Genomic DNA, 4,070 nt, shown 5'->3' on the forward strand with positions numbered 1-4,070 from the left:
TCAGCTGACCGGCCGCAGTAATTACCGTGCTTTCACTCGCTGGGCACAATCACGCGGGCTCACAGACATCGACTTCGAGGCCCACCCGGAGCGTCTAGAAGAACCGCACTGGGGATTCCTTGCCGCCACCTACTACTGGACGGCGGCGCGCCCGCAACTCAACGCCCTGGCCGACGCAGGCGACCTCGAAGGGGCTACGCGGGCTATTAACGGCGGCCTCAACGGCTTGTCGGATCGCCGTGCCCGCTACAACCGCGCCCTGACATTCGGGGCACATCTACTACCCGATGGAGGTAAACCAACCGTGGAGAAAGTGCTCAATTACTCACGTGACCAGGTACGCCAGGACACTTTCTACAATTGCGGCCCCGCGTCATCCCAGACCGTCATCCGCTCTAAGACCGGAAAGCTTATTACAGAGAGCGACCTCGGCGCACAACTGGGAACTGATATTGGCGGCACTGACTGGATCGGGCTCATTGCCCCGGTGCTCAATAAGTACATGCCGGGCGCGGGATACAAGGTGCGCGAAATGCCTAACGATCCGCCGAGCTCCGCGCAAAAGCAGCAATTGTGGGATGACGTTGTGGGCTCGATCAATGGCGGTCACGGCGTCGTGGCGAACATCGTAGCCCCACCGTCGAACTACCCGCGTGCGGTAGAACCGTCCACCATTAGCCCCGCGTACGGCGGCGGAACGGTGTATCACTACATCGCAATCATGGGCTATGGCGAAGACGGAGGCGGGCGCCGCTACTGGGTAGCAGACAGCGGGTTCAGCCCATACGGCTATTGGATTAGCCACGAGCAGCTGGCAAGCCTAATCCCACCAAAGGGCTACGCGTACGCCGCACCAGTAAAAGCAGCACAACATGAGGAAGCAGGAGACATGCTTACTACAAAGTTTTTCACCGACTGGATTAGCGGCTACCTAGGGCCGCAGATTAACGCCTTGCAGGAGATTTGGACGCAACTTCGCGGCCCTGGAGGTAAGGGTTGGAGCCAGCTAGGGCAGAACCAGCAGGGGCAGAATCTAACTTTGGTCGACGCGGTTGCGGCTATCCGCCAGCAGCTCGCACAGATTCAAGCCGATGTGGATGAACTCAAGGAAAAGAGGAAGTAATGGCACGCCACTACAACCAAGCAGTGATTAACAGCATCTCGGAGCGCATCGCAGACGCGGTAGCCACGGAGCTTAAGGAGCAGCCCTGGTGGCTACGCTACAAAGGCTCCATCATGCTTGCCCTGCAGGCCCTGGCATGGGTAGCCGGCGCTCTGCCCGTCATGCTTGCGGACGCCCCAACGTGGACTATCTTCGCCGCCGGTGCCATCGGTTATTTCATCACCGCGCTAGTTAACCGGCTCACGGTGGATGGTGTCACGCCGTCTATGGCGCCGCGTCTTGCAGCGCAGGCAGAATACCGGGAGCAACAAGCAGCACCACAAACCCCCACTCTGCCCGTCTACAACGGCCCCACAACAAACGAGGCATGATGCGGCAAAAGTTTGGGACCTGGTTCAAGTCGGACGAAGCAGGCCTTACGATCCTCGCTCTGCTCACGATCATTCGTGGGCTTTCCTATGTGCCGCCCTTGATTAATCCAGCCCGCACACCTGCTCACTATTTGGAGGTTTGGGCAAGCCCCACCTTGTGGGCCGCTATTTGGGTCACTGCCGGTATTTTCTGTCTCGCCGCGACGTTCATCCCCAAGCTGCTACCGGTGGCAGTGGGGCTCGCCGTGGGGCTTCACGCGGCATGGGCAATGAGCTTTCTCATGGGCACAATCTTGGGAGATACTCCGCGTGCCTGGGTTAGCGCCCTAAATTATCTCGGCGTTGTTTTCCTGGCCTTGTACGCGTACGGCAGAGAGCGAATCCAGATACCAGAGATGAGGTGAGCGTGTGTCTCTAGCTTCACTTCTCAGCGCCGCTCTTGTTGCTCTCATTACGACCATCGGTACGGTCTATGGGCAAAAGGTCGCAGGCCGCTCACAAAAAGAGACAAAGCAAATCGAGCAATCCGGCCCGGACTGGAAAGCTTTCACGGAGGAAATGCGTGCCAACCTAAATAAGCAGGATAAAAAGATCAGCTCGCTTGAATCCCAGGTGGAAACTCTAAGGGAGCGCATCGACCAGCTCAAAAGTCGCTACTGGGTGGCAGTGAACCACATTAGGCAGCTGCATTTACACTACCCAGACTCGCGGGAGACCGTCCCCGCCCCAGAAGAAATTGCGCACGACATCTAAAACTGACCCTCACCCCTTGTGGTGGGGGTCTTTTTCTGCGTTTTAATCCCTGTAGAGAACCTCAGCCAGGGCGTGTGCGCGGCGTTCGGCGGGGTCATCATCAAGATTGAAAGCAATGCTGTCACTGGCGGCCAGGTGCTTAGCACGGTCGATAACCTGGTGTGCGGCCCGGCGCATCTCCCCCTCAACACGCGGCGGGGCAACCATCTGCCCGGATAGCCACCGCTGGTAGGTGCGCTTGGAAACATTCAGCGCCTCGGCCGCGTCATCAAGCGACCAGCCAATAAATTCATGGATAGCTTGCAGCGTCGCGGGTATTGGTGGCTCGCCATGGATGAGGCGAGCACTTGGGGTATCGAAGACCCAGGCCGCGAAAGCTTCCAGATTCTCCTGCGTGAGTTCCCGCGGCACAGGCGGGGTGTAGTCCTCATCGACTTCGGAGGTATCGGCGGGGTAGACCGCCTCGATCCAATCCTCCCATGGGCCGCAACCCTCACGGCCAGTATTAAAAAGCTCATCGAGGAGTGCGGCGCGCAGGCCCTCAAAATCAGTAGCAGTAACACGATTATCTTTGGCGATGATGGTGAACATGGTGGCGTGGCTTCTTTTTCTCGTATATGGTTGGGGGCGTGACTTTCTCCGCATCTGCGGAGGTACTTCGTATTTCATTGACTTGGAGTCACCTTCTCCCCTTACGTGGAGGTACGCCCCGCCCAGCGCGGGGCTTTATTTTTTTAGTTGGCTGGCTCCCACTTCACAAGATGCTCCACAACAGCTGTGTGGATGGCCTGCTTGGTTTCAAAGTGCTTGTTATCGCCGCGCTCCGCAGCCTCGGAATCACCCAGCCCCCAGTCGAAATCGAAAGCGTTGAAATCGAAATCCTGAAGCGCTCGCGGGGTGAAACTAGCGGCTAGCCCCTGGCACTCTGCCTTGAACTCTTCCTGCGTTTCGGGTTCCGCGTCTTCAGACCAAGCCCCCATTTCTTTTTGAGCTTCATCCATAGCCTGCATGTACTTCGCAGTGGTGCTAAGAATTAGCCCTTGGACTTCCTCGCGGATGCGCGTCATCTGCCATGGCTCAAGGCCCAGGTGCTTGCCCAGGGTGTTCTCGAAGTCGTGTGCGTTCTTCTGTGGGTTGGTGGCTACCAGCTTGGCGAAAGTGGCGGTGGGGTTCATTTTCAGTCTCTTTTCTGTGGAAGTGGTGGGTAGCCCCACACACAGTGGGGCTGGTGGTTAGGCGAGGCTCCAGAGCTTGGCCTTGGCGCCGCGGCGGCCCTTGCCGAATGCTGGCTCGCCGGTCTCTGGGTCGGTGGCCTGGATTACTTCACCATTTTCGATGAGTTTCTTGAGCACTTTGCCAGCCTCTTCGCGTTGGAGTGGGCGGATGCTGTGGGCTGGCCCCCACTGATATACCTGATCCCAGGTGGCGGCGCCGAGTTCTTGGAGGGCGTCTTTTACCTGTTGGGTGGTCCTTGCCTCGTAGATGCGGGCATTTTCCTCGGCTTCGCGGAGGTTTTCTTCGCGCATGCGCTTGAGGGCTTCTTCTGGGGTAAGTGGTTGGTTGTTCATTTCGGACTCTTTCCGGTTGTGGCTGGGACTGTTTCCCTTGCCTGATATCTTCATTAAACACCCTGGCGCGGTCATGGTCAAGAGCGGGGGTAGCGCGGGGGTGAATGGGGAGACTTGGCGTATTCACCGATCCCGCAAAGATCCCGCAAACAGTCCGACAACCATGGCAACGGCGGCATAGGTGGCGAGAGTGGCACACTCTTGACCTGCGGAAACACAAACACGCAGGCCAAGGATACGCCCCAAAAACTAGCA

General features: G+C 58.0%; 6 protein-coding genes. 3 read left to right on the forward strand and 3 right to left on the reverse strand.

Annotated features, from left to right (window positions below; genetic code table 11):
• The 3 genes from HMPREF2935_RS00645 to HMPREF2935_RS00660 all read left to right on the forward strand — a co-directional run.
• A partial coding sequence (locus HMPREF2935_RS00645) for a C39 family peptidase (protein WP_070731560.1) occupies nucleotides 1–1,123 on the forward strand: 1,123 nt, incomplete at its 5' end.
• Nucleotides 1,123–1,494 carry a hypothetical protein gene (locus HMPREF2935_RS00650; protein WP_070731561.1) on the forward strand — a complete coding sequence of 124 codons (372 nt, stop codon included), beginning with the start codon at nucleotides 1,123–1,125 and terminating at the stop codon, nucleotides 1,492–1,494. The genes HMPREF2935_RS00645 and HMPREF2935_RS00650, both read left to right, overlap by 1 nt.
• 408 nt (nucleotides 1,495–1,902) lie before the next feature.
• Nucleotides 1,903–2,247 carry a hypothetical protein gene (locus HMPREF2935_RS00660; protein ID WP_070731565.1) on the forward strand — a complete coding sequence of 115 codons (345 nt, stop codon included), beginning with the start codon at nucleotides 1,903–1,905 and terminating at the stop codon, nucleotides 2,245–2,247.
• Nucleotides 2,248–2,289: 42 nt separating this feature from the next.
• Here HMPREF2935_RS00660 and HMPREF2935_RS00665 read toward each other — a convergent pair whose 3' ends face one another.
• The 3 genes from HMPREF2935_RS00665 to HMPREF2935_RS00675 all read right to left on the reverse strand — a co-directional run bounded on the left by HMPREF2935_RS00665 (nucleotide 2,290) and on the right by HMPREF2935_RS00675 (nucleotide 3,815).
• Nucleotides 2,290–2,838 carry a helix-turn-helix domain-containing protein gene (locus HMPREF2935_RS00665; RefSeq protein ID WP_070731566.1) on the reverse strand — a complete coding sequence of 183 codons (549 nt, stop codon included), beginning with the start codon at nucleotides 2,836–2,838 and terminating at the stop codon, nucleotides 2,290–2,292.
• Between the two features lie 143 nt (nucleotides 2,839–2,981).
• Entirely contained in the window at nucleotides 2,982–3,422 is a 441-nt protein-coding gene (locus HMPREF2935_RS00670) for a hypothetical protein (protein WP_070731568.1), read from the reverse strand.
• A gap of 57 nt (nucleotides 3,423–3,479) precedes the next feature.
• On the reverse strand, nucleotides 3,480–3,815 hold the full coding sequence (locus HMPREF2935_RS00675; protein WP_070731570.1) for a hypothetical protein: 336 nt from the start codon (nucleotides 3,813–3,815) through the stop codon (nucleotides 3,480–3,482).
• Between the last annotated feature and the right edge of the window lie 255 nt (nucleotides 3,816–4,070).

The sequence above is a fragment of the Corynebacterium sp. HMSC076D02 genome (assembly GCF_001813815.1).
In the GTDB taxonomy this organism is placed as follows: domain Bacteria; phylum Actinomycetota; class Actinomycetes; order Mycobacteriales; family Mycobacteriaceae; genus Corynebacterium; species Corynebacterium simulans.

Bases quoted from the DNA above. Each gene is read 5' to 3' on its own strand.
- HMPREF2935_RS00650 (WP_070731561.1), top strand. From the start codon at position 1,123: ATGGCACGCCACTACAACCAAGCAGTGATTAACAGCATCTCGGAGCGC.
- HMPREF2935_RS00665 (WP_070731566.1), bottom strand. From the start codon at position 2,838: ATGTTCACCATCATCGCCAAAGATAATCGTGTTACTGCTACTGATTTT.
- HMPREF2935_RS00670 (WP_070731568.1), bottom strand. From the start codon at position 3,422: ATGAACCCCACCGCCACTTTCGCCAAGCTGGTAGCCACCAACCCACAG.
- HMPREF2935_RS00675 (WP_070731570.1), bottom strand. From the start codon at position 3,815: ATGAACAACCAACCACTTACCCCAGAAGAAGCCCTCAAGCGCATGCGC.